This window comes from Thermopolyspora sp. NPDC052614 (assembly GCF_040678635.1).
In the GTDB taxonomy this organism is placed as follows: domain Bacteria; phylum Actinomycetota; class Actinomycetes; order Streptosporangiales; family Streptosporangiaceae; genus Thermopolyspora.
Genome location: NZ_JBFATZ010000017.1, coordinates 100342 through 123237, shown reverse-complemented (window position 1 = coordinate 123237; position 22896 = coordinate 100342). Strand labels below are relative to the sequence as shown.

The 22896-nt window shown below is 71.2% G+C and carries 23 protein-coding genes and 1 pseudogene; 12 read left to right on the top strand and 12 right to left on the bottom strand.

Annotation, left to right across the window (positions count from 1 at the left end; genetic code table 11):
- Positions 1-101 precede the first annotated feature (101 nt).
- Positions 102-2990, bottom strand: a complete 2889-nt coding sequence (locus AB0K60_RS29440; RefSeq protein WP_364062199.1) for an AAA family ATPase — start codon at positions 2988-2990, stop codon at positions 102-104.
- Positions 2991-3113: 123 nt separating this feature from the next.
- Positions 3114-3281 (bottom strand): hypothetical protein, encoded by a 168-nt coding sequence (locus AB0K60_RS29435; protein WP_364062196.1) that lies wholly within the window; start codon positions 3279-3281, stop codon positions 3114-3116.
- A 343-nt stretch (positions 3282-3624) separates the two neighbouring features.
- On the opposite strand from AB0K60_RS29435, the gene deoC reads away from it, so the two are divergent.
- The 4 genes from deoC to AB0K60_RS29415 are packed head-to-tail and all read left to right on the top strand — an operon-like array spanning position 3625 to position 7099.
- Positions 3625-4590, top strand: a complete 966-nt coding sequence (deoC, locus tag AB0K60_RS29430; RefSeq protein WP_364062193.1) for a deoxyribose-phosphate aldolase — start codon at positions 3625-3627, stop codon at positions 4588-4590.
- A gap of 11 nt (positions 4591-4601) precedes the next feature.
- Entirely contained in the window at positions 4602-6035 is a 1434-nt protein-coding gene (locus tag AB0K60_RS29425) for an aldehyde dehydrogenase family protein (RefSeq protein WP_364062190.1), read from the top strand.
- Positions 6025-6240 carry a hypothetical protein gene (locus AB0K60_RS29420; RefSeq protein WP_364062187.1) on the top strand — a complete coding sequence of 72 codons (216 nt, stop codon included), beginning with the start codon at positions 6025-6027 and terminating at the stop codon, positions 6238-6240. Before AB0K60_RS29425 ends, AB0K60_RS29420 begins: the two co-directional genes overlap by 11 nt.
- Positions 6233-7099 (top strand): aldehyde dehydrogenase family protein, encoded by an 867-nt coding sequence (locus AB0K60_RS29415; protein WP_364062184.1) that lies wholly within the window; start codon positions 6233-6235, stop codon positions 7097-7099. Before AB0K60_RS29420 ends, AB0K60_RS29415 begins: the two co-directional genes overlap by 8 nt.
- A gap of 118 nt (positions 7100-7217) precedes the next feature.
- Here AB0K60_RS29415 and AB0K60_RS29410 read toward each other — a convergent pair whose 3' ends face one another.
- The 5 genes from AB0K60_RS29410 to AB0K60_RS29390 form a co-directional block, all read right to left on the bottom strand.
- Positions 7218-7631, bottom strand: coding sequence for a hypothetical protein (locus tag AB0K60_RS29410; protein WP_364062181.1), 414 nt, complete (start codon positions 7629-7631; stop codon positions 7218-7220).
- 858 nt (positions 7632-8489) lie between these two features.
- Positions 8490-9338, bottom strand: a complete 849-nt coding sequence (locus tag AB0K60_RS29405; protein WP_364062178.1) for an ABC transporter permease — start codon at positions 9336-9338, stop codon at positions 8490-8492.
- Positions 9335-10315 carry an ABC transporter ATP-binding protein gene (locus AB0K60_RS29400; protein WP_364062175.1) on the bottom strand — a complete coding sequence of 327 codons (981 nt, stop codon included), beginning with the start codon at positions 10313-10315 and terminating at the stop codon, positions 9335-9337. Before AB0K60_RS29400 ends, AB0K60_RS29405 begins: the two co-directional genes overlap by 4 nt.
- Entirely contained in the window at positions 10312-11400 is a 1089-nt protein-coding gene (locus AB0K60_RS29395) for a hypothetical protein (RefSeq protein WP_364062172.1), read from the bottom strand. Before AB0K60_RS29395 ends, AB0K60_RS29400 begins: the two co-directional genes overlap by 4 nt.
- A complete protein-coding gene (locus tag AB0K60_RS29390; RefSeq protein WP_364062169.1) occupies positions 11384-11902 on the bottom strand; it encodes a sigma-70 family RNA polymerase sigma factor in 519 nt (172 codons plus the stop codon). The genes AB0K60_RS29395 and AB0K60_RS29390 overlap by 17 nt, the downstream gene beginning before the upstream one ends.
- 702 nt (positions 11903-12604) lie before the next feature.
- Here AB0K60_RS29390 and AB0K60_RS29385 point away from each other — a divergent pair.
- The 5 genes and pseudogenes from AB0K60_RS29385 (at position 12605) to AB0K60_RS29365 (ending at position 16940) form a co-directional block, all read left to right on the top strand.
- The gene (locus AB0K60_RS29385) at positions 12605-12904 is read left to right on the top strand and encodes a DUF6247 family protein (protein WP_364062166.1); all 300 of its coding nucleotides are present in this window, start codon (positions 12605-12607) and stop codon (positions 12902-12904) included.
- Positions 12901-13158, top strand: coding sequence for a hypothetical protein (locus AB0K60_RS29380; RefSeq protein WP_364062163.1), 258 nt, complete (start codon positions 12901-12903; stop codon positions 13156-13158). The genes AB0K60_RS29385 and AB0K60_RS29380 overlap by 4 nt, the downstream gene beginning before the upstream one ends.
- 223 nt (positions 13159-13381) lie before the next feature.
- Complete coding sequence (locus AB0K60_RS29375; protein ID WP_364062160.1) at positions 13382-13858, top strand: GNAT family N-acetyltransferase; 477 nt, start codon at positions 13382-13384, stop codon at positions 13856-13858.
- A gap of 374 nt (positions 13859-14232) precedes the next feature.
- Complete coding sequence (locus AB0K60_RS29370; RefSeq protein WP_364062157.1) at positions 14233-16416, top strand: acyl-CoA dehydrogenase; 2184 nt, start codon at positions 14233-14235, stop codon at positions 16414-16416.
- A gap of 24 nt (positions 16417-16440) precedes the next feature.
- Positions 16441-16940 (top strand): annotated as a pseudogene (locus AB0K60_RS29365) (zinc ribbon domain-containing protein).
- A gap of 111 nt (positions 16941-17051) precedes the next feature.
- Here the strand turns inward: AB0K60_RS29365 and AB0K60_RS29360 are convergent.
- The gene (locus AB0K60_RS29360) at positions 17052-17810 is read right to left on the bottom strand and encodes an SDR family oxidoreductase (protein ID WP_364062154.1); all 759 of its coding nucleotides are present in this window, start codon (positions 17808-17810) and stop codon (positions 17052-17054) included.
- A 176-nt stretch (positions 17811-17986) separates the two neighbouring features.
- Between AB0K60_RS29360 and AB0K60_RS29355 the strand changes: the two genes are divergently transcribed.
- Together AB0K60_RS29355 and AB0K60_RS29350 are read left to right on the top strand one after the other, a co-directional pair.
- Positions 17987-18577, top strand: coding sequence for a helix-turn-helix domain-containing protein (locus AB0K60_RS29355; RefSeq protein WP_364062151.1), 591 nt, complete (start codon positions 17987-17989; stop codon positions 18575-18577).
- Positions 18578-18860: 283 nt separating this feature from the next.
- A complete protein-coding gene (locus tag AB0K60_RS29350; protein WP_364062148.1) occupies positions 18861-19877 on the top strand; it encodes a hypothetical protein in 1017 nt (338 codons plus the stop codon).
- 240 nt (positions 19878-20117) lie between these two features.
- Here AB0K60_RS29350 and AB0K60_RS29345 read toward each other — a convergent pair whose 3' ends face one another.
- The gene (locus AB0K60_RS29345; RefSeq protein ID WP_364062145.1) at positions 20118-20516 is read right to left on the bottom strand and encodes a DNA-binding protein; all 399 of its coding nucleotides are present in this window, start codon (positions 20514-20516) and stop codon (positions 20118-20120) included.
- The gene (locus AB0K60_RS29340; protein ID WP_364062142.1) at positions 20513-20788 is read right to left on the bottom strand and encodes a CopG family transcriptional regulator; all 276 of its coding nucleotides are present in this window, start codon (positions 20786-20788) and stop codon (positions 20513-20515) included. The genes AB0K60_RS29345 and AB0K60_RS29340 overlap by 4 nt, the downstream gene beginning before the upstream one ends.
- Positions 20789-21021: 233 nt before the next feature.
- Here AB0K60_RS29340 and AB0K60_RS29335 point away from each other — a divergent pair, with 233 nt between their 5' ends.
- A complete protein-coding gene (locus AB0K60_RS29335; RefSeq protein WP_364062139.1) occupies positions 21022-21219 on the top strand; it encodes a hypothetical protein in 198 nt (65 codons plus the stop codon).
- A 339-nt stretch (positions 21220-21558) separates the two neighbouring features.
- On the opposite strand, the gene AB0K60_RS29330 is transcribed toward AB0K60_RS29335, so the two are convergent.
- Both AB0K60_RS29330 and AB0K60_RS29325 read right to left on the bottom strand, forming a co-directional pair.
- The gene (locus tag AB0K60_RS29330) at positions 21559-21873 is read right to left on the bottom strand and encodes a hypothetical protein (RefSeq protein ID WP_364062136.1); all 315 of its coding nucleotides are present in this window, start codon (positions 21871-21873) and stop codon (positions 21559-21561) included.
- A gap of 58 nt (positions 21874-21931) precedes the next feature.
- The gene (locus AB0K60_RS29325) at positions 21932-22894 is read right to left on the bottom strand and encodes an NAD(P)/FAD-dependent oxidoreductase (protein ID WP_364062133.1); all 963 of its coding nucleotides are present in this window, start codon (positions 22892-22894) and stop codon (positions 21932-21934) included.
- Positions 22895-22896: the final 2 nt, after the last annotated feature.

Below are 22896 nucleotides of genomic sequence, written 5' to 3'. Positions count from 1 at the left end.
CGGAATCGCCCACGGAAACCTTCGGGCTTCCCAGCACGACGCCGCCGCCCAGATGCCGCCCGTACGGAGGCGCACGGGCGACCCCCGAGAGCCCCGGCCGCTCAGTTGAGCAGGGCTTGGCGGTGCGCGGTGGCGGCGGCCTCGCCGCGGCTGGAGACGCCGAGCTTGGCGAGGATCTTGGACACGTGCACGCTCACGGTCTTGGTCGAGATGAACAGCTCGTCCGCGATGTCCCGGTTGGAGCGGCCCAGCGCCACCAGTCGGAGCACCTCCCGCTCGCGCGGCGTGAGCTCGCCGCCGTCCCTGCGGCGGTTCGCCGCGCCGCCGTCCGCCTCTCCGTCCCCCAGGAGCGTCGCCCCGACGCGCCGCGCCAGCGCCTCGATGTCGGCGATCAGCGGCCGGGCCCCGAGCGGCGCGACCAGCGGCAGCGCCTCGCGAAGCCGGGCCGCCGCGCCGTCCCGGTCCCCGGCGCGGGCGACGGCGTGCGCCGCGCGGGTGAGCGCCTTGGCCCGCATGTACGGCCGCCCGAGCCGGTCCCAGGCGACGGCGGCCGCGTCGAACTCCCCCCGGTAGGCCAAGCGGTACGCCTCCCCGACCGGCCCCCCGGTCCGCATCTCCTCGACGACCGCGTCGGCCCGCCCCCGCAGCGCCGCGGCCCCGGCCGGATCGACGGCGGCCATCGTCCAGCACACCTCCTCGACCTGGGTGAGCAGCCGCCAGCCGAGCATCGCCTTGCTGGACGGCGGGCGCAGGGCGAGGAACGCGTGCGCGGCCGCGGCGGCCCCGGCGGCGTCGCCCCGGAGCAGATGCCAGCCCATCAGCAGCCTGACGTTGGTCTCCGCGTCCTGCGTGAACGCCGCCGGCGGTCCCAGCGCGCCGACCTCGCGCAGAATGCGCTCGGCCAGGTCGGCGTCGCCCCTCGCCAACGCGATGTCACACCGTACGCGCAACAGGTGGTGGCGGTGCAGCGCGGTCGGATCCAGCGCCAGGGCGTGCTCGATCCGCGTCTCGGCCTCGTCCCACCGGGCCGTCGCCTCCAGCGTCTCCGCCCGGTTGCCCACCGCGAAGATGCCCTGGACCCGGTGCCGCCCGTACTCGCGCGCCAGCGTCTCGGCCTCGTCGGCCAGCTTCAGCGCCTCCTCGGTGCGGCCCAGGTTGTTCAGCACGTCCACCGAGTTGCACAGCGCCCGCAGCATCTGCCGCCCGGAGCCGACCCGCTGCGCGATCTCCAGCGCCGTGCGGTTGGTGGCCAGCGCCTCCTCCGGATCGCCGCCGAGGCACTGCCCGATGCTGAGATCGAGCAGTAGGTCGCACTGGAGGCACTCGTCGCCCAGTTCGCGGGCGATCCGCAGCGCCTCCTGGACGAGCGCCGCCCCCTCCACCACGTCGGTGCCGAGCATGATCTGCCGGCTGAGCTGTTCCAGCACGTGCGCCCGCGCCGCGCTCGGCAGCGGCACCAGGTCCGCCGCCCGGCGCAGGTCCGCCAGCAACGGCCGGCCCTTCTGCACGCTGAGCTGGGAGCGGCGGACCAGCAGCATCGCCACCCGCTCGGCCTGGGCGCCCTCGTCGAGCAGGCCGAGCGCGGCGTTGACGAATTTGATGCCGCGTTCGAGCTCGCCGCAGGCGAGGGCGGCCTCCGAGGCGAGGTCGAGCACGCCCGCGTGATCGGTGCCGAGGCGTTCGGCGGCGTCGGGCACCTTGTCCCATAGCGTCAGCACGCGTTCGAGCAACTGGATCTGCTCGGTGTAGGCGAACGTCTTCGCCGCCTCGCCGGCCGCCTCCCAGGCCGCGATGAGCGCCCACACGTCGTCGCGCGCCGAATACCAGTGGTGGGCGATCTCGAAGGCGGCCCGGCCGGGCGGGACGAGGCCGCGGTCCCGCTCGATCTCCTCGGCGAAGCGGGCGTGCAGCCGGATGTGCTCGCCGGGCAGCAGCTCCTCGTGGACGGCCTCGCGGATCAGCGAGTGCCGGAACGCGTAGGCGTCCCCGTCGGCGATCAGGATGACGTTGGCGGCGATCGCGGGCCGCAGCGCGTCCTCCAGGTCCACGTCGGACAGGCCGCTGACGGCGGCGAGCAGCGCGTGCCCGACCCGGGTGCCGCCGGCGGCGGCGACGCGCAGCACGCGCTGGGTCTCCTCGGGCAGCCGCTCGAAGGCGGCGATGATCAAGTCGTGCAGGGAGGAGGGCACCGTGCACTCGTCCTCGTCGTCGCAGTCGACCATCGCCTCGACGAACAGGGGGATGCCCTCGCTGCGCTGGTAGACGTCGCTGACGCGGGCGTACTCGGGGACCGTGCCGAGGATGCCGGCCATCTGCGCGGCGACCTCGTCGCGGGTGAGGCGGGGCAGCTCCATGCGCAGCACGCCCTCGATGCGGGCGAGCCGGGCGAGCACCGGGCGCAGCGGGTGCTGCCGGTGCAGCTCGTCGGAGCGGTAGGTGAGCAGCATCACCACCTGCGGCGTGAGCAGGTTGCGGCTGAGGAAGGCGATCAGGTCGCGGCTGGAACGGTCCGCCCAGTGCACGTCCTCGATGACGAGCAGCACCGGGCGTTTTTCGGCCAGGCGTTCCAGCAGGGTGAGGAACTGCTCGAACAGCCGCGCCCGGCCGGTGTCGGTCTCGCGGTCGCCGCCGGTGGGCTCGCCGAACTCGGGCAGCAGGCGGGCCAGGTCGCGGGCCGCGCCGTCCGGGAGCAGCGCGGTGATCTCGCCGGTCCCGGTCTCCCGTACGAGCTGGCGGAGGGCGGCGGTGAACGGCGCGTACGCGAGGCCCTCGGTGGACAGCTCGACGCAGCCGCCGACCAGCACCCGCGCCCCCCGCTCGGCCGCCAGCTCGGCGAACCGGGCGACCAGGCGGGTCTTGCCGACGCCGGCCTCGCCGCCGACGAGCACCGCCGACGCCTCGCGCCGCCGCGCCCGGTCGAAGGTGTCGAGGAGGTTCGCCAGTTCTTCTTCCCGCCCGACGAAGACGGGGCTCACGGCCCGGCCCAGCATGCCCTCCAGCTTGTCACGTGCCCGGTGGCGTTTTCTTCCCGTTTTTCCCGCAGCGGAACGCGGCTCACGGAGGGCGGACGGCCCGGCCGGGAGGGAGCGCCCGGCCGGGCGGCATGCGGGGGATCACGAGGTGCGCCGCTTGCCGAAGACCGCGCGCAGGCGCCACCGTCCGTCGCGGTGGTGCTCTTTGCGGGCGGCCTGCGCCTCGCGCGCCCGGCGGTACTCGGCCGCCTCCTCGTACAGGTCGGCCGATCGGCCCTTCATGATCTCGTACCGGAATTCCGTGTCCACGGGGGATCTCCTCGCTCTGGCCTCTGCCTTTTCCGACATCTCCAGACTCGGGGTAGGGCCCCCCGGCCCACATCGGGCGCATTCCCTATCTATCGCTCCATGACCGGGCAGCGTCGGCATAAGGCTGCTTAGGCGGGCGAAGTAACGGCCTAAGGTGCCTTATGCCCGTTACGTACGGGCGGGTCGGCGCAACGCCCGCACCGGTCGGCGGGGCGGCGGCGGACGGTCGATGACCTGGTCGGCATGCCTCTCGTCGGAAGTTGCCGAAAACCGGGGCCTCTCCTGGGCCGGTCCCGGTTTGGAAACCATTGCCATCGTCGGCAATGCTGGGGAGGTGTCAACAGTGACTACTCCCCTCGCGGAGGTCGCCGGCTCGAACGGGACACTGCGGGCCTTCCTGCACGGCCTGCCCGGTGTGGACCGAGTCGGCGCGGACCAGCGAGCGGCGACCCTCGGCACCCGATCCATCAAGACCACCGCCAAGGCCCAGGCCCTCGACGCGGCCATCTCGATGGTGGACCTCACCACCCTGGAAGGAGCGGACACCCCGGGCAAGGTGCGGGCGATGTGCGCCAAGGCCGTCCATCCCGATCCCGCCGACCCGTCGGTGCCCTCCGTCGCCGCCGTCTGCGTCTACCCCGATCTGGTAGCCGACGCCGTGGCCGCCCTGCGCGGCACGCCGGTCAAGGTCGCGGCCGTCGCCACCGCGTTCCCCAGCGGGCGCAGCTCCCTGGAGGTGAAGGTGGCCGACACCGCCCTCGCCGTCGCCGCAGGGGCCGACGAGATCGACATGGTGATCGACCGGGGCGCGTTCCTCGCGGGCGACTATCTCAAGGTGTACGAGGAGATCGTCGCGACCAAGGCCGCGTGCGGTCGTGCCGCAGGCGCGCAGGGCGAGCACGGCGCGCACCTGAAGGTGATCCTGGAGACCGGCGAGCTCGCCACCTACGACAACGTGCGCCGCGCCTCCTGGCTGGCGATGCTCGCGGGCGCGGACTTCATCAAGACCTCCACCGGCAAGGTCTCCCCGGCCGCCACCCTCCCCGTCACCCTGGTGATGCTGGAGGCCGCACGCGACTTCCGTGACCGCACCGGCCGCATGGTCGGCGTGAAGGCGGCCGGCGGCATCCGCACCGCCAAGGACGCGATCAAGTACCTGGTGCTCGTCAACGAGACCGCAGGCGAGGACTGGCTGACGCCCGATTGGTTCCGCATCGGCGCCTCCAGCCTGCTCAACGACCTGCTCATGCAACGTCAGAAGCTCGCCACCGGCCGGTACGGCGGCGCCGACTACTTCACCCAGGACTAAAGGGGGCGGCCATGCGATTCGACTACGCGCCGGCGCCCGAGTCCCGGGACGTCGTCAGCATCCGGCCCTCGTACGGGCTGTTCATCGGCGGCGAGGTCGTCGACGGCAAGGGGCCCGCGTTCAAGACGGTCAACCCCGCCACCGAGGAGCCGCTCGCCGAGGTCGCGTGCGCGGCCGAGGACGACGTGGACCGCGCCGTCCGCGCCGCCCGCGAGGCGTACGACAGGGTATGGGGGAGGATGCCCGGCTCCGAGCGGGCCAAGTACCTCTTCCGCATCGCCCGGATCATCCAGGAACGCTCGCGGGAGCTCGCCGTACTGGAGACCCTCGACAACGGCAAGCCGATCCGCGAGTCGCGGGACGTGGACCTGCCGCTCGTCGCCGCGCACTTCTTCTACTACGCCGGATGGGCCGACAAGCTCGCGTACGCGGGATTCGGCCCCTCGCCGCGCCCGCTCGGGGTCGCCGCGCAGGTGATCCCGTGGAACTTCCCGCTGCTCATGCTCGCGTGGAAGGTCGCCCCGGCGCTCGCGTGCGGCAACACCGTCGTGCTCAAACCGGCCGAGACCACCCCGCTGACCGCCCTGCTGTTCGCCGACATCTGCCGCCAGGCGGAGCTGCCGCCCGGCGTGGTGAACATCATCACCGGCGCGGGCGACACCGGCGCCGCGCTCGTCGCCCACCCCGGCGTGGACAAGGTCGCCTTCACCGGCTCCACCGAGGTCGGGCGGCTGATCGCCCGCCAGGTCGCGGGCACTTCCAAGCGGCTGACGCTGGAGCTCGGCGGCAAGGCGGCGAACATCGTCTTCGACGACGCCCCGATCGACCAGGCCGTCGAGGGCGTCGTCAACGGCATCTTCTTCAACCAGGGCCACGTGTGCTGCGCCGGATCCCGGCTGCTGGTGCAGGAGTCGATCGAGCAGGAGCTGCTTGAGGCGCTCAAGCGGCGCGTCGGCACGCTGCGGCTCGGCGACCCGCTCGACAAGAACACCGACGTCGGCGCGGTCAACTCGGCCGAGCAGCTCGCGCGCATCACCGAGCTCGCCGAGGCCGGGGAGGCCGAGGGCGCGGTGCGCTGGTCGGCGGCCTGCCCGATCCCCGAGAAGGGCTACTGGTTCCCGCCGACGATCTTCACGGGCGTCGCGCAGTCGCACCGCGTGGCCCGCGAGGAGATCTTCGGCCCGGTGCTGTCCGTGCTCACGTTCCGTACGCCCGACGAGGCGGTGGCCAAGGCCAACAACACCCCGTACGGGCTGTCGGCGGGCATCTGGACCGAGAAGGGCTCGCGCATCCTGTGGATGGCCGACCGGCTGCGCGCCGGCGTCGTGTGGGCCAACACCTTCAACCGCTTCGACCCGACCTCGCCGTTCGGCGGCTACAAGGAGTCGGGGTACGGGCGCGAGGGCGGGCGTCACGGGCTGGAGGCGTACCTCGATGTCTCTTGAGTGCGCGCACGTCAGACGCCGCCGCTGGGTGCGGCGCGCCGTGGCCGGGGCGGGCAACGGGTACTCCCGGGTGCACCGCAGCCGCCGGTTCAAGGTACGGCTGGGCTGGTTCGCCCACCGGGGCGGGGTGTGCCGGTGCGGCCAGGTGTACAAGCCGGCCCGGCCGCAGACCGAGTCGGAGCCGATCTGGAGGGGCGATGAGTGAGCCCGCGCGCCTTGCCGTGCGCAAGACGTACAAGCTGTTCATCGGGGGAGCCTTCCCCCGATCCGAGTCCGGCAGGTCGTATCCGGTGAACGACGCCAAGGGCAACTTCCTCGCCAACGCCGCCAAGGCCTCACGCAAGGACGCCCGGGACGCGGTCGTCGCGGCCCACAAAGCCTTCTCGGGCTGGTCCCGCGCCACCGCGTACAACCGCGGCCAGATCCTCTACCGAATCGCCGAGATGCTGGAGGGCCGCCGCGCCCAGTTCGTCGACGAGGTCAAGGCCACCGGGCTGAGCCGTACCGCCGCATCGACGCACGTGGACGCCGCCATCGACCGCTGGGTCTGGTACGCGGGCTGGTCCGACAAGATCACCTCAATCTACGGCGCGGCCAACCCGGTAGCGGGCCCGTACTTCAACCTCTCCACCCCCGAACCCACCGGCGTCGTGGCCGTCGTCGCACCCCCCGCCGACCCCCTCCTCGGCCTCGTCTCCGTCATCGCCCCGGTCATCGTCACCGGCAACACCTGCGTCGTCGTCGCCGCCGAACAGGCCCCCCTCCCCGCCATCACCCTCGCCGAGGTCCTCGCCACCTCCGACCTCCCCGGCGGCGTCGTCAACATCCTCACCGGCCTTCAGTCCGAACTGTCCCCGTGGCTCGCCTCCCACATGGACGTCAACGCCATCGACCTCACCGGCATCACCGACCCGGACCTGGCCCTCACCTGCGAAAAGGAGGCCACCGCCAACCTCAAACGCGTCCGCCGCCCCTCAACCCCCGACTGGACGGCCGACCCCGGCACCGACCGCCTCACCTCCTTCCTGGAGGTCAAAACCGTCTGGCACCCCATGGGCGTCTGACGGGCCGCACGCCGCGCCGATCGGGCATGCCATACCCGTCCGATCGGCGCGGTGGGTTTGGCCTGGACGCGGATTCCCTGGGTTGGTCGTGTATGTGGACGCCGGGGCTCACGGTCGGCTACCCGGTTTCCGGTCTCAGGCGGGCTCTTCCTGAGCCATCGGCGACGGCGGGCTCAGCACCTCGTCGACCGCCTGAAACGATGATCTCGGGTTGCTCGAACGGGATCTGGTGGCCGGCCCGTTCCGCCGTCATCACCTGCCCGTACGGTGACTGACCGGCCAGATCGTGGTAGTCGGCGTTCAGGTGAGTCATATGGGCCCTGGGCATCTTCGGTCGTCTACCGGCGGTGATCACGCGAATGGGTACGGGCGGCATCCCGATGTCCCGACGCGCATCGGCGGTCTCCCGCATGGCCTGCTGCATCCCGGACAGAGTGACGGCCAGCTCACGCAGCGACCGCGCGTTCCTCCCGCCCAGCGACGCCCGCAGCCGCAGCACCCGTGAGGCGAGACGGAACGACAGCTCACGCACGAACGCCGAACCCGGCGGGGTCCCATGGGAGCCGGGGGGCCTTTTCGGATCTATTCGCGTCCGCGACCGTCGTTCGCAGGACGATGTCCATTCCGGGCGCGGCCCTCCTCCATGGCGTCGAACAATTCCCGCACGTCGCTGGGCTCGCCAGAGTGGGCAGCCCCAGGGGTCGCCGTCGCGGGGACGACCCCACTGCAGAACACCTTGTCGCCGTCCCGGGAGCATCCCCCGCTGAGCACTCGGACCAAGGCCTCAGCCGTGAGATCCCCCTCCAGCCCAACGACCTCGATGACCTGCTCCTTGTCAATGATCTTGGCATTACTCAACCTGGCGACCGGCAAGGACGAAATGTCCGAAACCGTCCCGCCGCCCCCTGGATGTTCCGGACGCCAAGCCGACATCGGACCAAGCGTCACCACCGCGGCCAACCCCACCGCGAGCCCGGCGGCGAACACCCGACGGAAACCACGCCGCATACGCGCGAAAGCAGCCCACACCGGCGATCGCTCAGCCATCCGGTTTCCTCGGCTCATGATGACCCGAGACTATCGCCGAAGGAGCAGGTAACTCGGTCGTCCAGAAAACAACCCGATCACGGCCGGTCGTTGAGCGCCTTCAGCATCCGAAAGTTCTGCCTGTCGCATGCGCATAAAACCTCATGGCACCGGTCACGGGAGAGTGCCGGCACCTGCCCGGACGTCCCGTCCGACCAAAGATCATTGACGTGATACGCGAACCGGTCATACGTACTCGGCGCTGTACACCACTACGAAGGTCATGCTCAGATGCCCAGTTCCTGGCCAAGCGGCTCCTGGCATGGCCGGGCGGGTCACGGATGGGTGCCAGGTCAGGGACGGCTCACAGGTCTCGGCGCTGGAAGGACACTGCCGCGAGTCCGAGGATGAGGGCGACCCAGAGGGTGGCCCAGGCGAGATAGGTGGCCGTGGGCGACGCCGTACTCAGGAACGGGTGGCCTTCGAACGCCTCGCTGAACTGGGACAGCAGGGTCGGATCCTGGAAGGCGTTCATGGCTCCGCGCCACAGGCCGTCGGTCGGGAGCAGTACGCGGGAGACGGTGCCGACCCGGGCGACGCTGTCGTTGGCGAGGGCTTCGCCGACCGCGCCGACGACGCCGGCGACCCAGGTGGCGCCGAAGAGGCCGACGGCGACGATGCCCGACGCCATGGGGGAGATGGCGGTGGAGAGCAGCAGGCCCAGGGTGAGCAGCACGATGGCCTGGGCGGTGAGCAGGGCCAGGCCGGTCAGGGGCTGGGGTGGCCAGTAGCCCGCGGTGGTCCAGACGATGAGGAACTGGGTGAGTCCCGCCAGGGCCACGAAGCCGCCGCCGAAGAGGACGAGGCCGAGCCACTTGCCCAGCAGCACCGCCGAGCGGCGGATCGGGCGGGCGAGGATCGCCAGTGCCGTTCCGGACTCGGTCTCACCGGCCAGGGTGGGGCCGGCGAGGAACGCCGTGCCGAGTGCGGAGATCAGGCTCAGGCCGAACATCACCAGGTTGAGGACGACGGCGGCGGCGATCCGGGACTCACCGCTGGTGAGGCCGCCGAATTCGGCGTGGATGCGGGAGAATCCCCAGGCGCTGAGGGCGAGCAGCACGATCGTCAGGGCGGCGAGCGAGCGTAGTACGCGGCGGCGTGCGGCCTCCCGCAGGGTGAGGGCGGCGACGGTGAGGATGGTGCGGGCGTTCATCGGTGCTCCTCGCTGGAACCGGTGCGCAGGATGTCCAGCAGACGCTCTTCGAGGGTGATCCGGGCGGGTTCGACGGAGTGCACGCGTACGCCGAGGGCGACCAGGTCGGCCACGAGGTCCGGGACGACGGCGCCGTCCTGCTCGGCGGGGAGCGTGACGGTGAACATGTCCCCGGCGCGGGTGAACGGGCCGACGGCCGCCAGCCGGGCGTCCGCCTCCGCGCCCACCCCGTCGAGCCGCAGCCGCAGTTCGCGGCGGCCGAGCAACTCCGGCAGGGTGCCGGAGGCGGCGACGCGGCCCTTGTCGAGGATGACGACGCGGTCACAGACCCGCTCGACCTCGCCGATGAGGTGCGAGTTGAGCAGCACGGCGACGCCGCGGTCCTTGAGGGAGAGCAGCAGGTCGCGGACGTCGGCCCGGCCGACCGGGTCCAGGGCGCTCGTCGGCTCGTCCAGGATGACCAGCTCCGGGCGGGCCACCAGCGCGACGGCGAGGCCCAGGCGCTGCTGCATGCCCTTGGAGAAGCCGCCCACCCGATCGCCGGCGCGGTCGGCGAGGCCGACGAGGGCCAGGCATTCGCGCCGCTCCGCGTCCGGCATGGTGACGCCCGCGAGCCGTACGTGCAGGGACAGCACCTCGGCGGCGGTGAGCCACGGCTGGTACCGGAACAGTTCGGGCAGGTAGCCGACGCGGGACCGGGAACCCGGGTCCCGGGCGGGCCGCCCGAGCAGCAGCACCTCCCCGGCGTCGGGCTGGACGAGGCCGAGCAGCATCTTGATGACGGTGGTCTTGCCGGCGCCGTTGGGGCCGAGCAGGCCCATCACCTCGCCGCGGGCGACGGCCAGCGACACCCCGTCGACGGCCGTCCGCCGCCGAAAGCGTTTACGCAGGCCCGAGCACCATACCGCGGGCGAGGGCGGCAGGCCGGTGGGCGGCTCCGCCTCGTCCAAGGAGGGGGCGTCGGCGAGGCCGCTCATCGGCCCCACCGCAATCCGCGCGCCACCGTCAGCACCTCGTCGGAGCTGAGCGAACCGGCCACCGCGTTGAGCACGTTGTCCTCCACCCAGATCACGCCCGACATCACGCCGTCGGGGGTGGTGAGCACCGTCGCGGGCACCCCGCGGACGTCCGCGATGAATCCCGTCTCCTTTCCGGCCTTCACGATCAGCGGCAGCGTCATCCCGTTGCCGGAGAAGGCGCGCAGCTGCGACGCGACGGACTCCGGCAGGCCGGGGATCGAGAGCAGGTAGTCGCGCGCCGTCGCGAACGAGACGCCCGAGGAGTAGGCGGAGGGCGCGACCACGCGGCCCACGAGCAGCGCCGGCACCCCGCGCGCCTCCTGCCAGACCGCGGCGAGCCCCGGGCCGGCGGTCATCCGGAACTCGCTGCCGTCGAGCCCCGGCGGCGGTGGCGGCAGCGTCCCTCCGGCCGCCGCCGCCGTCCGCGCCGCCGTACTCGCCTCGAAGGTGAACTTCCCGCTCACCCGGTTGACGACGAAGAACCGCGGCTCGCCCGTCACGCCACGCGGCAGCTCGGCCACCCGCGGGACGGACAGGCCGCTGGTCCGCTGCGCGGCCGCGGCGTCGGCGACCGGGCGGACCTCGGCCTTCTCCTCCACCTCGACCTTGCCGTACGCGGAAAGCTCGGGCATCCGGAGCAGATCGGCCTGGGTCACCGTGACCGGCGCGACCCGCTCGGCGCGGAAGATCGGCAACCAGCCCGCCGCTGCCGCCGCGCCGGCCCCGGCCAGCAGCACGAGGACGCCGAGGATCGCGATCACCGGGCTGCGCATGGCCGTACGTCGGCGCAGGCCGCGGGCGGACGCGCTCACCCGCCGGGGCTCGTCGGCGGCCACGGCGCGGGACAGGCGGCGCCACCCCTCCTCGACGTCGGCGTCGACCTCGAAGCTCAGCGCCGCGCCGGTCAGCGCCGCGTCCTCACGGGCCGCCGCCAGCCCGGACCTGCACGCTGGGCATCCCGCGACGTGCTCACGATCGGCGTCGGCGACGCCGTCCGGTTCGTCCAGGAGCCGACGCAACGTGCCGTCAGTCGGATGACGCATGACGGTTCAACTCCTTGCGTAGGGCGGATTCGGCGCGTCGCACGATCGTGCCCACGCTGCCGGGAGACAGATTGAGGGCGGCCGCGACCTCGGCGTAACTCAGGCCGCTGTGCCGCAGGACCAAGGCGACGGCCTGCTTGCGGGGCAGCCGCGCCAACGCCGCCCGCACCCGGCGGCGCTCGTCGCGGGTCACGACCGCGTCGGCGACGTCCGGGGCGACGGGGTCGCCGTCGCCGGCGGCCTCCTCACGGGAGGCGCGCCGACGGCCGGAGCGAATATGGTTCAGCGCGGTGTGCGCGGCGGCGACGGACAGCCAGGCCGGCGCATCCTCCGTCGGCACCGCGGAGCGGCCGAACGTCAGGAACACCTCCTGCGCCACGTCCTCGGCCGCGTCACGAGAGCCGAGCACGCGGGCCGCGACCGCGACGACCCGCGGATAGGCGGCGCGGAATACCTGCTCGAGATCGGTGCGGACGGCCCCCCGTCGCTGAGGAGTCGACATGGCGACGGCATCCTTCCGCTCAGCCCGCCTGGCGGCCCGGCCGCCGCCGACGGACGGCACCACCGGCACCACGACGGCCGGTGCGGTATCACCGTGCCCCGCGAGCTCCACATATCTCTTCACATCTTCAGAGCACCGCCGACGCCCCGGATGTGACACCGGCCGTCAAGATATGCGCCGGACAACCGACCGGCCGTCCGCTCGGCCGGCGATTCGCTTCTGGACGGCAACGCGATCACGAGGTGGTGGGCGACTGCGGGCAGGGGCGGCCACGGTTGAACATCGATATGACGAATCCCCTCCGGGCCAGGCTGTCAGGACAAGCTCGACAGAGCATCGACGTCCAGATCGCGCGGGGCCAGAGGTTGCAAGTGGTTCACACCCTCCGAGAGGCGCTCACCGATCCCTCCCCTGCTCTTCACGAGTGCCGGTGTGGCGGCGGCGGGCTTGAGGCTCTCGCCCGGGTGGGTTCGCCCAGAACCTCGGTTCGGTGCAGGGGTCACCTTTTCGGGTCGTCCACCTGATCGCCGAGCCGTAATGGGCGACCGGTAGCCGAAACGCCCGTCGGTCACCCTGACATGGGCGGCAGAGACCACCCTTCGCTTGCCGGGGGACGGCCAGACGCACCCCTTACGTACGCAGGGTGCTGCGCCTGCACAGGATGTGGAGCCGCTGTCGGTGCTGGGAGATACATTGGTTGACATGACCGCCCAGCCTCTGGAACCTGAGCGAGCACGCGATCCCGGCGAGGATCCTGCCGCGATCTTCGACGCGCTCCCGCTGTCGCATCGCGCCCAGTTCCGCGCCGAGTATGACCAGGCGTTGGAGGCAGCTCACGATCTTGCTCGATTCAAGCAGGTTCAGGTGTTGTTGCGGCAGTGGCGTCTCCGCGCGATCGCCTACGCCCGTCCGGGATACGAAGAAGCCGTTCAGGACGCGATCCAGGGCCGTGCCGACATGTTCGCCCGCTACACCCCCCAGGAGTGGGAAGGCCGCATGTGACCTACAAGTTCGACGGCTTTCACGGCCGCGCACTGTATGAGCTCAACGGTCTCCCCAGCGACGTACGCGACGGCCCTCTGCTGGACCGCCTCCTCGACCTCCTTCACGCACCCTGGGACGCGGTCCCGGAACGCCCCGACCAGTCTTTGGTACGGCATGCCTTCTTCGGCGAGAACGCTCAAGGAATGCTGACCTTCATCCTCGACGAGGAGACCCGCACTTTGCGTATCGTCGACATTTTGTGGGCGGGCTGACCTCCGGGAACGCGGTCCTCAACGCCGAGATCGTCAATAAACGGCATGGTCATCCCGCCTGCTCGAAGACATGCCGTGCGGGGTCTGACCACCACGACCGGAACCCGGCCGCCCGGCCTTTCGCGGCCCGCGGTTAGGTTTCGGGGGAGGGATGTCACATCGTCGATCTGACGACCAGGCGCGCCTGCCTCTCGCGCCTGACGGACCAACCGGGAGGGCGCCGATGGGGGTAACGCTGCGAGACGTGCGGGAAGGCGACCTGCCCGTGTTCTACGCGCAGATGAACGAGCCCGAGGGAATGTGGATGGCGGCGTTCACCGCCGAGGATCCGTCGGACAACGCCTACTTCCAGAACCACTGGGAGCGGATCCTGCAAAATCCAACGACGCTCGTGCGCACCGTCATCGAGGACGCCGGTGAGATCGCCGGTCACGCCTCGGTGTTCGGCCCACCCGAGGAACGCGAGGTCACGTACTGGATCGGGCGGCGATACTGGGGCAGAGGAATCGCCACCGCCGCGCTGCGTGAGCTGCTCCGCCTCGCATCGGAGCGTCCGGTGCATGCTCGCGCGGCCGCGGACAACCGCGGCTCCATCCGAGTCCTGGAGAAGTGCGGATTCGTGGTCACCGGCAACGACCGGGGTTTCGCGAACGCCCGAGGCGAGGAAATCGACGAGTTGATTTTCACCTTGCGCGACTGACCCGTGCGGCGGACCGGAAACGGAGCCTGCGGACGCTCGCCTTACGGCGCACCCGGCCGCGGGTCAACCGCTCGCCGGACCCGCGCGCCGAGGGGCACATGGCGGGCGGCGTCGGGAGTCGGCCGCGCCGGGGCCGACGTTCGTTGGCGAGGCCGAGGAAATCACATGTCTAATTCCACGTAATTGGCGTAGCCGAAATGCCGCCGACGGTCGCTCACCCACAAGGAGGGTCGCCGAAATCGGGTAATCGGGCAGTTGCCCTGTGCTTCCCCGTACGCCAATTGCGCGATGTCCACAGGGTGCCCTTAGTGGAAGACGTGCGTATACGCGGTAGAAGATTGGAGAGCGCGTTACACATCTACGTCGGAGGGGATATGGCCGTCGCCATCAGCGAAGAGCACCGCGAACTTGCCTCGATGACACGGTCGTTCTTGGCGGCGCACGACGCGCGGGCCGCCGCGCGTGCCCTGCTGGAGGCGGAAGAGGGACGGCTCCCCGAATTCTGGCCGGAGTTCGCCGGGCTCGGACTGATCGGCCTGCACCTTCCGGAGAAGTACGGCGGAGGCGGTTACGGCCTGCCCGAACTGGTCGTGGTGGTGGAGGAACTGGGCCGAGCGGTCGCGCCGGGCCCGTTCCTGCCCACGATGATGGCCTCGGCGGTGATCGCCGACCTGGGCGCCGAGCACCAGCGCGCCGGCCTGCTCCCCGAACTCGCCTCCGGGGGCACGCCCGCCGCCCTCGGCCTGTCCGGCTCGCTGACCGTGAACCCCGGAACGAACCCCGGAACGGAACCCGGAACCGGCGTGGTCACCGGAAGCGCCGAGCCGGTGCTCGGCGCGGCCCTGGCCCGGCTGCTCGTGCTGGCCGCCGGCGACGACCTGGTGGTGCTCCCTGTGGACAGACCCGGCGTGAGCGTCGAGGTCCCGCCGAGCCTGGATCCGGCGCGGCGGTCGGCCCGGGTCCGTCTGCGCGACGTCCGAGTGACCGAGGACGATCTCATTAGAGGCGGGCGGGCGCGCGCCGAGGCGATCGCGCGGACGCTGGTCGCGGCCGAGGCCGTCGGCGGGGCGGCCGAATGCGCCGACATGGCCACCGCTCACGCCAAGGCACGCAAGCAGTTCGGCCGGGCGATCGGCACATTCCAGGCGGTCAAGCATCACTGCGCCGACATGTACGTCGCGGCCGAGATCGGCACCGCCGCCGTATGGGACGCGGCTCGGGCGGCGGCGGGCCCGCAGGATGAGTTCGAGCTGGCCGCCGCCGTGGCGCTCGGCCTCGCCGTCCCGGCCTTCGTACGCAACGCCCAGCTCGGCATCCAGGTCCACGGCGCCATCGGCCTCACCTGGGAGCACGACGCCCAGCTCCTGCTGCGCCGGGCCGCGACGCTCGCGGCCGTGTTCCCCGCGTCCGCCGCCGACGAGGACGTGATCAAGCTGAGCGCGAAGGGCGTACGCCGAGAGGTCCTCCCGGACATCACCCCGGACGAGGAGGCCGTCCGCACGGAGATCCGCACGATCGCCCGCGAGATCGCCGCCCTCCCCGCCGCCGAACAGCGTCGCGCGCTCATCGACTCCGGCTGCCTCCAGCCGCACTGGCCCCGCCCATGGGGACGGGCCGCGAGCGCGGGCGTGCAGCGCGTCATCGACGAGGAGTTCGCCGCGGCGGGCGTGACCCGGCCGAGGCTCGGCATCACCGGGTGGCTGATGCTCGCCCTCATCCAGCACGGCACCCAAGACCAGCTCGACCGCTACCTGGGGCCCGCGCTTGCCGGAGACGAGACCTGGTGCCAGATGTTCAGCGAGCCCGAGGCGGGGTCCGACGCGGCCGGCGTCAAGACCCGAGCGGTACGGGCCGAAGGCGGCTGGCTGGTGAACGGACAGAAGGCGTGGACCAGCGGCGCCCACCGAAGCCGGCGCGCCCTGGCGACCGTCCGCACCGGCTCCGGCGTGCCGAAACACGCCGGAATCACCACAATGATCATCGACCTGCGGGCCCCGGGCGTCGAGATCCGCCCGATCCGCCAGATCACCGGCGACGCCGACTTCAACGAGGTGTTCCTCACCGACGTATTCGTGCCGGACGGCGACGTGGTCGGCGAGCCCGGCAAGGGCTGGCCGGTGGCCCGCGCGCTTCTCGCCGACGAACGCATCGCCATCGGCGACGGCGACCCCTTCGAGGTCACCGACGTCTACGGCCACGACGACCTGCTCCGGTACGGCGACCGCGTGCCGGGCGGCGTCGCCCGCATCGGCCACCACTTGGCGGAACGCCAGGCCATGCGCCTGCTCAACCTGCGCCGCGCCCTCACCGGCGCCGAACCGGGCGCCCAAGGCAGCGTCACCAAACTCGTCCTCTCCGAACACGGCCACGAGACGGCCACCCTGCTCGCCGCCCTGACCGGCCCGGACCTGGCCTTCACCGACGGCCCCGGCGCCACCGCCGCCCTCCTGACGCTGCGCAGCCGCATCATGTCGGTCGCCTGGGGCACCTCGGAGATCAACCGCAACCTGATCGCCGAACGCCTCCTCGGCCTGCCCCGCGACCCACTCGTCTCGTAGAGAAAGGGCCTAGCGGCCAGGGCCGTGCATATCCGTACGACCGCTCACGGTGAACCGCCGACGAGGTCGGCGAGGCGTTCGGACGTTCAGCCGCCGCCGGTGCCTGGATGGCGCGAAAAGGCCGCGCTCGCCGTTGTGCGTGGCTACGACGTGATCGTGCATGAGGATCTGCGGATCGCGGACATAACCCCGCTCGGCATCCGGCACAATCGAGCGGCCCGGCCGGGGCGTCGCCGCCAGGTCCGGGCTCAACCGGAGCATCCTGGACGGGACGCGGGTTGGGGGGTATTCCTGACGGTCCTATCGCACAGAACTGAAAGCGCCGGTCGAGAGCTGATCGCGGTCGATCCCCGCAATACCACCCGCACCTGCGCCCGCTGCGGGCACCGCCCGAAGGAGAACCGCCTCACCAGGCCGGGTTCGCCTGTACGGCGTGCGGGCACGCCGCGCACGCCGACGTGAACGCGGCGATCACCATCGTGAGGGCAGGGCTTGCCCTTCGCGACGCTGCGCGAGCGGCTTAGCGAGAAGCCGCTCCTTCAGTAAGCGGAGGAGCCACCGTGCTCACTGCCTGACCGTGCGGAGAGGATTGGGGTCGTCGGGGATCCCGGGGCATATGGCGCGGGGCAGGACGCTTAGCCCGCCGCCCAGCCTCCGTCCACGGGTACGAGCGCGCCGTTGACGAACGAGGCGGCGTCGGAGGCGAGGAAGACGGCGACGCTCGCCATCTGCTCGGGCTGGGCGATCCGGTCGCCGAGCGCGAGCACGGGGGCGAGCCTGGCGCTGCCGGCTTCGTCGAAGGAGGTGCCGCGACCGATGCCGGTGATGGTGGGGCCGGGCAGGATCGCGTTGCAGCGGATGCCGTCCTTGGCGTAGGCCCAGGCCACGCTCTTGGTGAGCCCCGCCACACCGTGCTTGGACGCCGTGTACGCCACACCGGCCGTGCCGCCGCGCAGGCTGGCCTCCGAGCCGGTGTTGACGATCACGCCGCCGCCTTGGCGCAGCATGTGCGGCAGCACGGCGCGGGTGACCAGGAACGTCCCGGTCAGGTTGATCTTCAGCACCCGTTCCCACAGGTCGATGGCCAGGTTCGCGGGCAGCGCCATGTCGTCCATGATTCCGGCGTTGTTGCACAGCACGTCGACGCGGCCGAACGCGTCGATCGCGGTCTCGACCATGGCGGCGACGGACGCCTCGTCGGAGATGTCCGCCGCCACCGCGACGGCCGCCTTTCCGATGTCGGCCGCGGTGCGTTCGACGGCGGCGGAGTCGAGGTCGGCGGCGACGACGCGGGCGCCGGTGTCCGCGAACGCCATGGCCATCGCGCGGCCGATTCCGGAGCCCGCCCCGGTGATCAGCACGACGCGTTCGGAGGTGGAGGTGGAGGTGCTCATATGCGACCCTTTCGGCCGATATCGAGGGCGGTGCGGCGGAGTTGTCCATCCGGATGCGGCCCACTAACTGGAGAGCACTGTCCGGTTGCTGGGGGTGGCTTCGCCCCCGGTCGGGAGGGTCGGGGATGGGGTCACTGATAAACCGGACAACGTCGTCCGGTTGTATGCTAGCCGTCATGTCCCACCCCCGTCGAGACGTCCGTCGGGATCACCGCGAGAACGCGCGCCGTACCAACCGAGGGCCGAGCGCCGCGGCGGAGAACCGGGCGGCCCTGATCGCGGCGGCCCGCCAGATCTTCGCCAGCGACGGCTACCAGGCGCCCCTCGCCTCGGTCACCCGCGCGGCCCGGGTCGGCCAGGGCAGCCTCTACCGGCACTTTCCCGACCGGGTGAGCCTCGCCTTGGCCGTGTTCGAGGACGGGGTCAGGGAACTGGAGGCGGCGGCCGCCCTGCCCGGCACCACCCTGGACGACCTGCTCGCGCTGATCACCGAGCAGACCATCGCCTCGACCGCGTTCATCGAGATGGTGAACGTGGCCACCGCCGACGCCCGCGTCCTGCGCATCCGCGATCGCGTGGCGGCCCTGCTCGACCCCCACCTCGACGCCGCCCGCCGCGCCGGCCGCATCCGCCCCGAGATCACCGTCGACGATCTGATGCTCGCCTTCGGCATGCTCGCAGGCACCCTCGGCAAGACCGCGCCCGCCGACCGCCGCACCACCGCCGAGGCGGTCTGGCGCCTCCTCCGCGTCGGCATCGCCCCCTGATCACGTACTCCGACGCGCGACCCCGTTAGCCCGCACCTGCCGAACTGGCGGCGACGGGGTTCGAAGGCCGCACAGGAGCGGATGGGCGGAGGTTGCGGGGTCGTCACCGGGCGGGTGTTCGGGGCGTCGCGCCTACGACTTCGTCATGTCGCGGGTCCGGCCGTCGATCCTGCAGTCACGCCCGCCGGTGCCCTCTCCGCTCGGACCCGACGCTTCGCCCGTGACGCCGCTTTCGGGACCTTCGGCCCTATTGGAGCCTGTCCGGTAAGGCTCTTATGAGGGGATGACGTGGCTCGATCATGTTCGAGCGGATCCGCTGCCGTGGCTGCTCGAATGGAACACTCCGGCCGTACGGGCGGCCACCCTGCAGCGCCTGCTCGACCTGCCGCCCGACTCGCCGGAGGTTCGTGAGGCACGCGACGCGGCGATGGACACCGACCCGATCAAATCCATCCTCGCCGCCCAGAACCCGGCCGGCTGGTGGGAGAGCCCCGGCTCCGGGTACGGCTCGGCATTCACCGGCACGGTCTGGCAATTGATCATCCTCGACCAGTTGGGCGCCGACGGCCGGCACCCGCAAATCGCCGCCGCCTGCGACTACGTGCTCACCTGGACCCAGGCCTCCACCGGAGGATTCGGAGCCTCCACGGCCAAGACCGAGGAGCCCCCGCCGCCGGAAACCGTCATGCACTGCCTCAACGGCAACCTGCTGCGCGCGCTCATCGGCTTCGGCCACCTCGACGACGAACGCGTACAGGCCTCCGTCGATTGGGCGGCCAGGACGATCACCGGCGAGGGCGTGGACCGCTGGTATCCGTCGGGCAGCAGCGGCCCCGGCTTCGCCTGCGGCGGGAACGACGGGCACCCCTGCGCCTGGGGCGCGATCAAGGAACTGGCGGCCTTCGCCCGCATCCCGCCGCCCCGGCGCGCACCCCAGCTCCAGCGCGCGATCGACGAGGGCGTGCGCTTCCTGTTCTCCCGCGACCCGGTCGTCGCCGACTACCCGATGGGCGGAGGCGACACCGTCCCCAGCCGCCTGTGGTTCAAGCCCGGCTTCCCCGTCCTGTACGCCGCCGACGTCCTGCAAACCCTGGAGGTCCTCGCCGAACTCGGCCACGCCACCGACGAACGCCTCGCCCCCGCCCTCCGCTGGCTCAAGGCCCACCAGAACCAATGGGGCAGATGGCTCAATCGCGCCGCCTCCAACCGCAAGCTGGTGATGGACATCGAGCGCCAGGGCCTGCCATCCAAGTGGGTGACCCTGCGCGCCTGCACCGTGCTGCGCGCCGCCTACGGGTAGGCCGAGGACGACAACCGTACGGGCTCGGCCGAGCCGGCGGGACCGAACCCCCCGCCATACGGCCGCCCGTCCCATCAACCGAGTCGCCGCGCACAACCACGGTCGAGCCCCTACAGGCCCAGTGCCATCTGGGCGGTATGACGAACCGCAGGAGGTCGCCGAGCCAAAGAGGCATGTCGTCATCGGGCTGGCAAGGGCCGCGGCCTTGCCGCTGATCCGCCTCTGCCCCGGATCGTTTCGTCACAGCTTGACGATCAAAACCCGGTTTCCGCACAGCTTGTGCATATCGTCCGCATCGGACGTGAAGATGGTGACCGGGCCACGTTGACGCAGGGCGATGGCGGCCAGAGCGGCCTCGATGGCGTACTTGTGCCCGTGCAGGCCCGCGTCCTGGAGCAGGTCGATCGCCTCGTCGGCGATTCGCTCCGTCACAGGCTCGACATGGAGACGCGACAAGGCCCACCGCCAAGCCGCTCGATTGATCTTGCCGTGGTAGGCCTCGATCAGGCTCATGGACGTGGTCATGACGCGGATGCCCGAGCGATCGGCGTCTTTGAGCCGGGCGCCCATGCGACGCTCGCCGCGCACGGCCTGGGACAGCCCTTCGCTGTCAAGCAGGTAGCTGTGTTCGAACTTCATCCCGCATCGCGAAGCAGCCCACGGGTCCGGGCCTGCTCGATATGGCGGCGCTCCAGATCGCGGCGTTCGGCCTCGGCTTCGGCGAGGTCCTCGTCGGACACCGGACCGTGCTCCAACTCCCACCAGCCGACGAATTCGTGAAGCCTGTCACGCTCATGCTGGCGCTCGAGCGCACGGGCGACATAGCGGCTGAAGCCACCGGAGCCCACCTCGGCCCGAATGGCCTCGGCCAGTTCCTCGGGCAGGGTGACGGTGTACTTCTTCGTTGTCATACCGTTCATCATACCGAGGAGAAAAGATCACGTCCTTCAGGAGCTGTAGGGCGTGCCGAGAACTGCAGCAGAGAAACCCCGGAGGTTTGCCGCAAGACCAAGATCAACCGTCGTTTCTCAGTGTCTGGCGGCAGCGTAGCGCTTTGGGATGGAGTGGGGCCGGGTGTTGCCTCGGAGAGGCGCTCTGACCTGCATGTATGCCCATTGGGTATGGGTGGGGGTCCGTTGTCCATTTGTATCTGGAAGGCCGAAGGAGGGAGGCGCGGGAGCTGCTGGACTGGGGTGGGGCGGCGTTGCGGATTTTGAACGTCGTGCCGGTGGATCCGCCGACGTTCGAGGGCGGGCGGGGGAGGTTTTGGACGAGTACGCCGGTGGTGGTGAAGGGGACCGGGTGGGACGCGGCGGGGGAGCGGATGACGCGGCAGGCGTGACTGCTGCCGGCCTCCGGCAAGATCCTCAAGAACCACCTACGCGACCTGGCCAAACAGGACACATGCCCCCCGCCCCGGGCCGCGCTCGCACACGGCGCGGCCCGGGGACCGGCCCCAGCCGCCCGCGCGCCCCGACTTCTCACCCTGGAGCACCATCGGTGCCTCCATCAGAAGGGCCGGCTGAAGCGCACTAGCTTGGACGGTCAAGTCCGGCGGGGCGGGGAGCAAGGCCCATGCGACGTGTGCTGACGCCGAAGGGGCAGGCGACCCGGTCGCGCCTCATCGAAGGTGTCGCCGATGTCCTCCGGGTGTCGCGGAAGTACGGCTCGGCAGTGCGGGTCACACAGCACGCCGGGTAAGGATGCGGGCCCGGATCCGGTGCAGCCGGGGCATGAGGCCGTAGATGACGATCGGGACCGCGACGGTCGCGAGGACGAAGGTCCGCAGGACCGGACCGAGGTTGGCCAGCCAGGGCGCCAGGGTCAGGTTGAGGACCATGAGGGTCGGGAAGACCGCGATCCAGATCATGAGCGCGAGCTGGTGCGTGGTCGGCGGACCGACGGGGGCCGGTGAAACAGCGTGGGCGGTCCGAAGGTCGCCCGACGTCGGGCTGGTGGACAAGTCGGCTGGGTCGGTGAAGTCGGCGTTGGACATGGTGATGCTCCTATCGGACTGGAGGGGGTGGTTGGGTGGTGTGGCTCCCGGAGCGGCGTCAGACGGGCAGTCCGAGCCGGAAGCCGGTGACTGCGATCGAAACGTCCTCGTCGACGAGGGAATTGTTGATGGCGATGGCGGCGGCCGACCCTTCACCCGCGGCCGTGATGACCTGGGCCCGCGGGTTGACCGCGTTCCCGGCCGCCCAGATGCCATCGACGCTCGTCCGCCCGGTCGCGTCGACGACGACCCAGCCGCTGTCGTGGGTGGTGCATCCCAGGGACGTGAGCAGGTCGTCGTTCGGCACGAACCGGGGCCGGACGAACACCGCGCTGCGCGGCACGATCTCGCCGGAGGTCAGCTCGACGCCGCTCAGGTGGTCGTCCTCGACGACCAGGCGCGCGACTGGGGCGTCGATGATACCGATGGAGCGCGCGGCCAGCCGCTCGCGCTGATCGGCGGCCAGCACCGCGCCGTTCGCGAAGAAGACGACGTCGTCGGACCACTGCCTGACGAGATGGGCGTGGGCGACGGCCTCCGGGGTGCCGCCGAGCACGCCCAAGGGCCGGTCGCGGACCTCATATCCGTGGCAGTACGGGCAGTGCAGCAGATCGCGGCCCCACCGCTCGCGTACGCCGGGAATGTCGGGGATGTCATCACGCAGACCAGTGGTCACCAGGACCCGGCGCGTGCGCAGCGCCGGGCCGTCGTCGAGGGTGACCACGAAGCGACGGCGGACCGCACCGGCGGGGGCCGGGCAGGGGGTGATGCCCGTGACGGTTCCGGAGATCAGTTGCCCGCCGTACCCGGCGACCTCCGCCCGGCCCGCGGCGAGGAGCTCGGCCGGCGGGAGACCATCAGCGCCCAGGAAGCCCTGCATGTGGCCCGCCGGGGCGTTGCGCGGCCGACCGGCGTCAACGACGGCGACCCGGCGCCGCGCACGGGCCAGGACCAAGGCCGCGGACAGGCCGGAAGCGCCTCCGCCGATGACCACTACGTCGCACTCGTTGTACTCGTTCATGA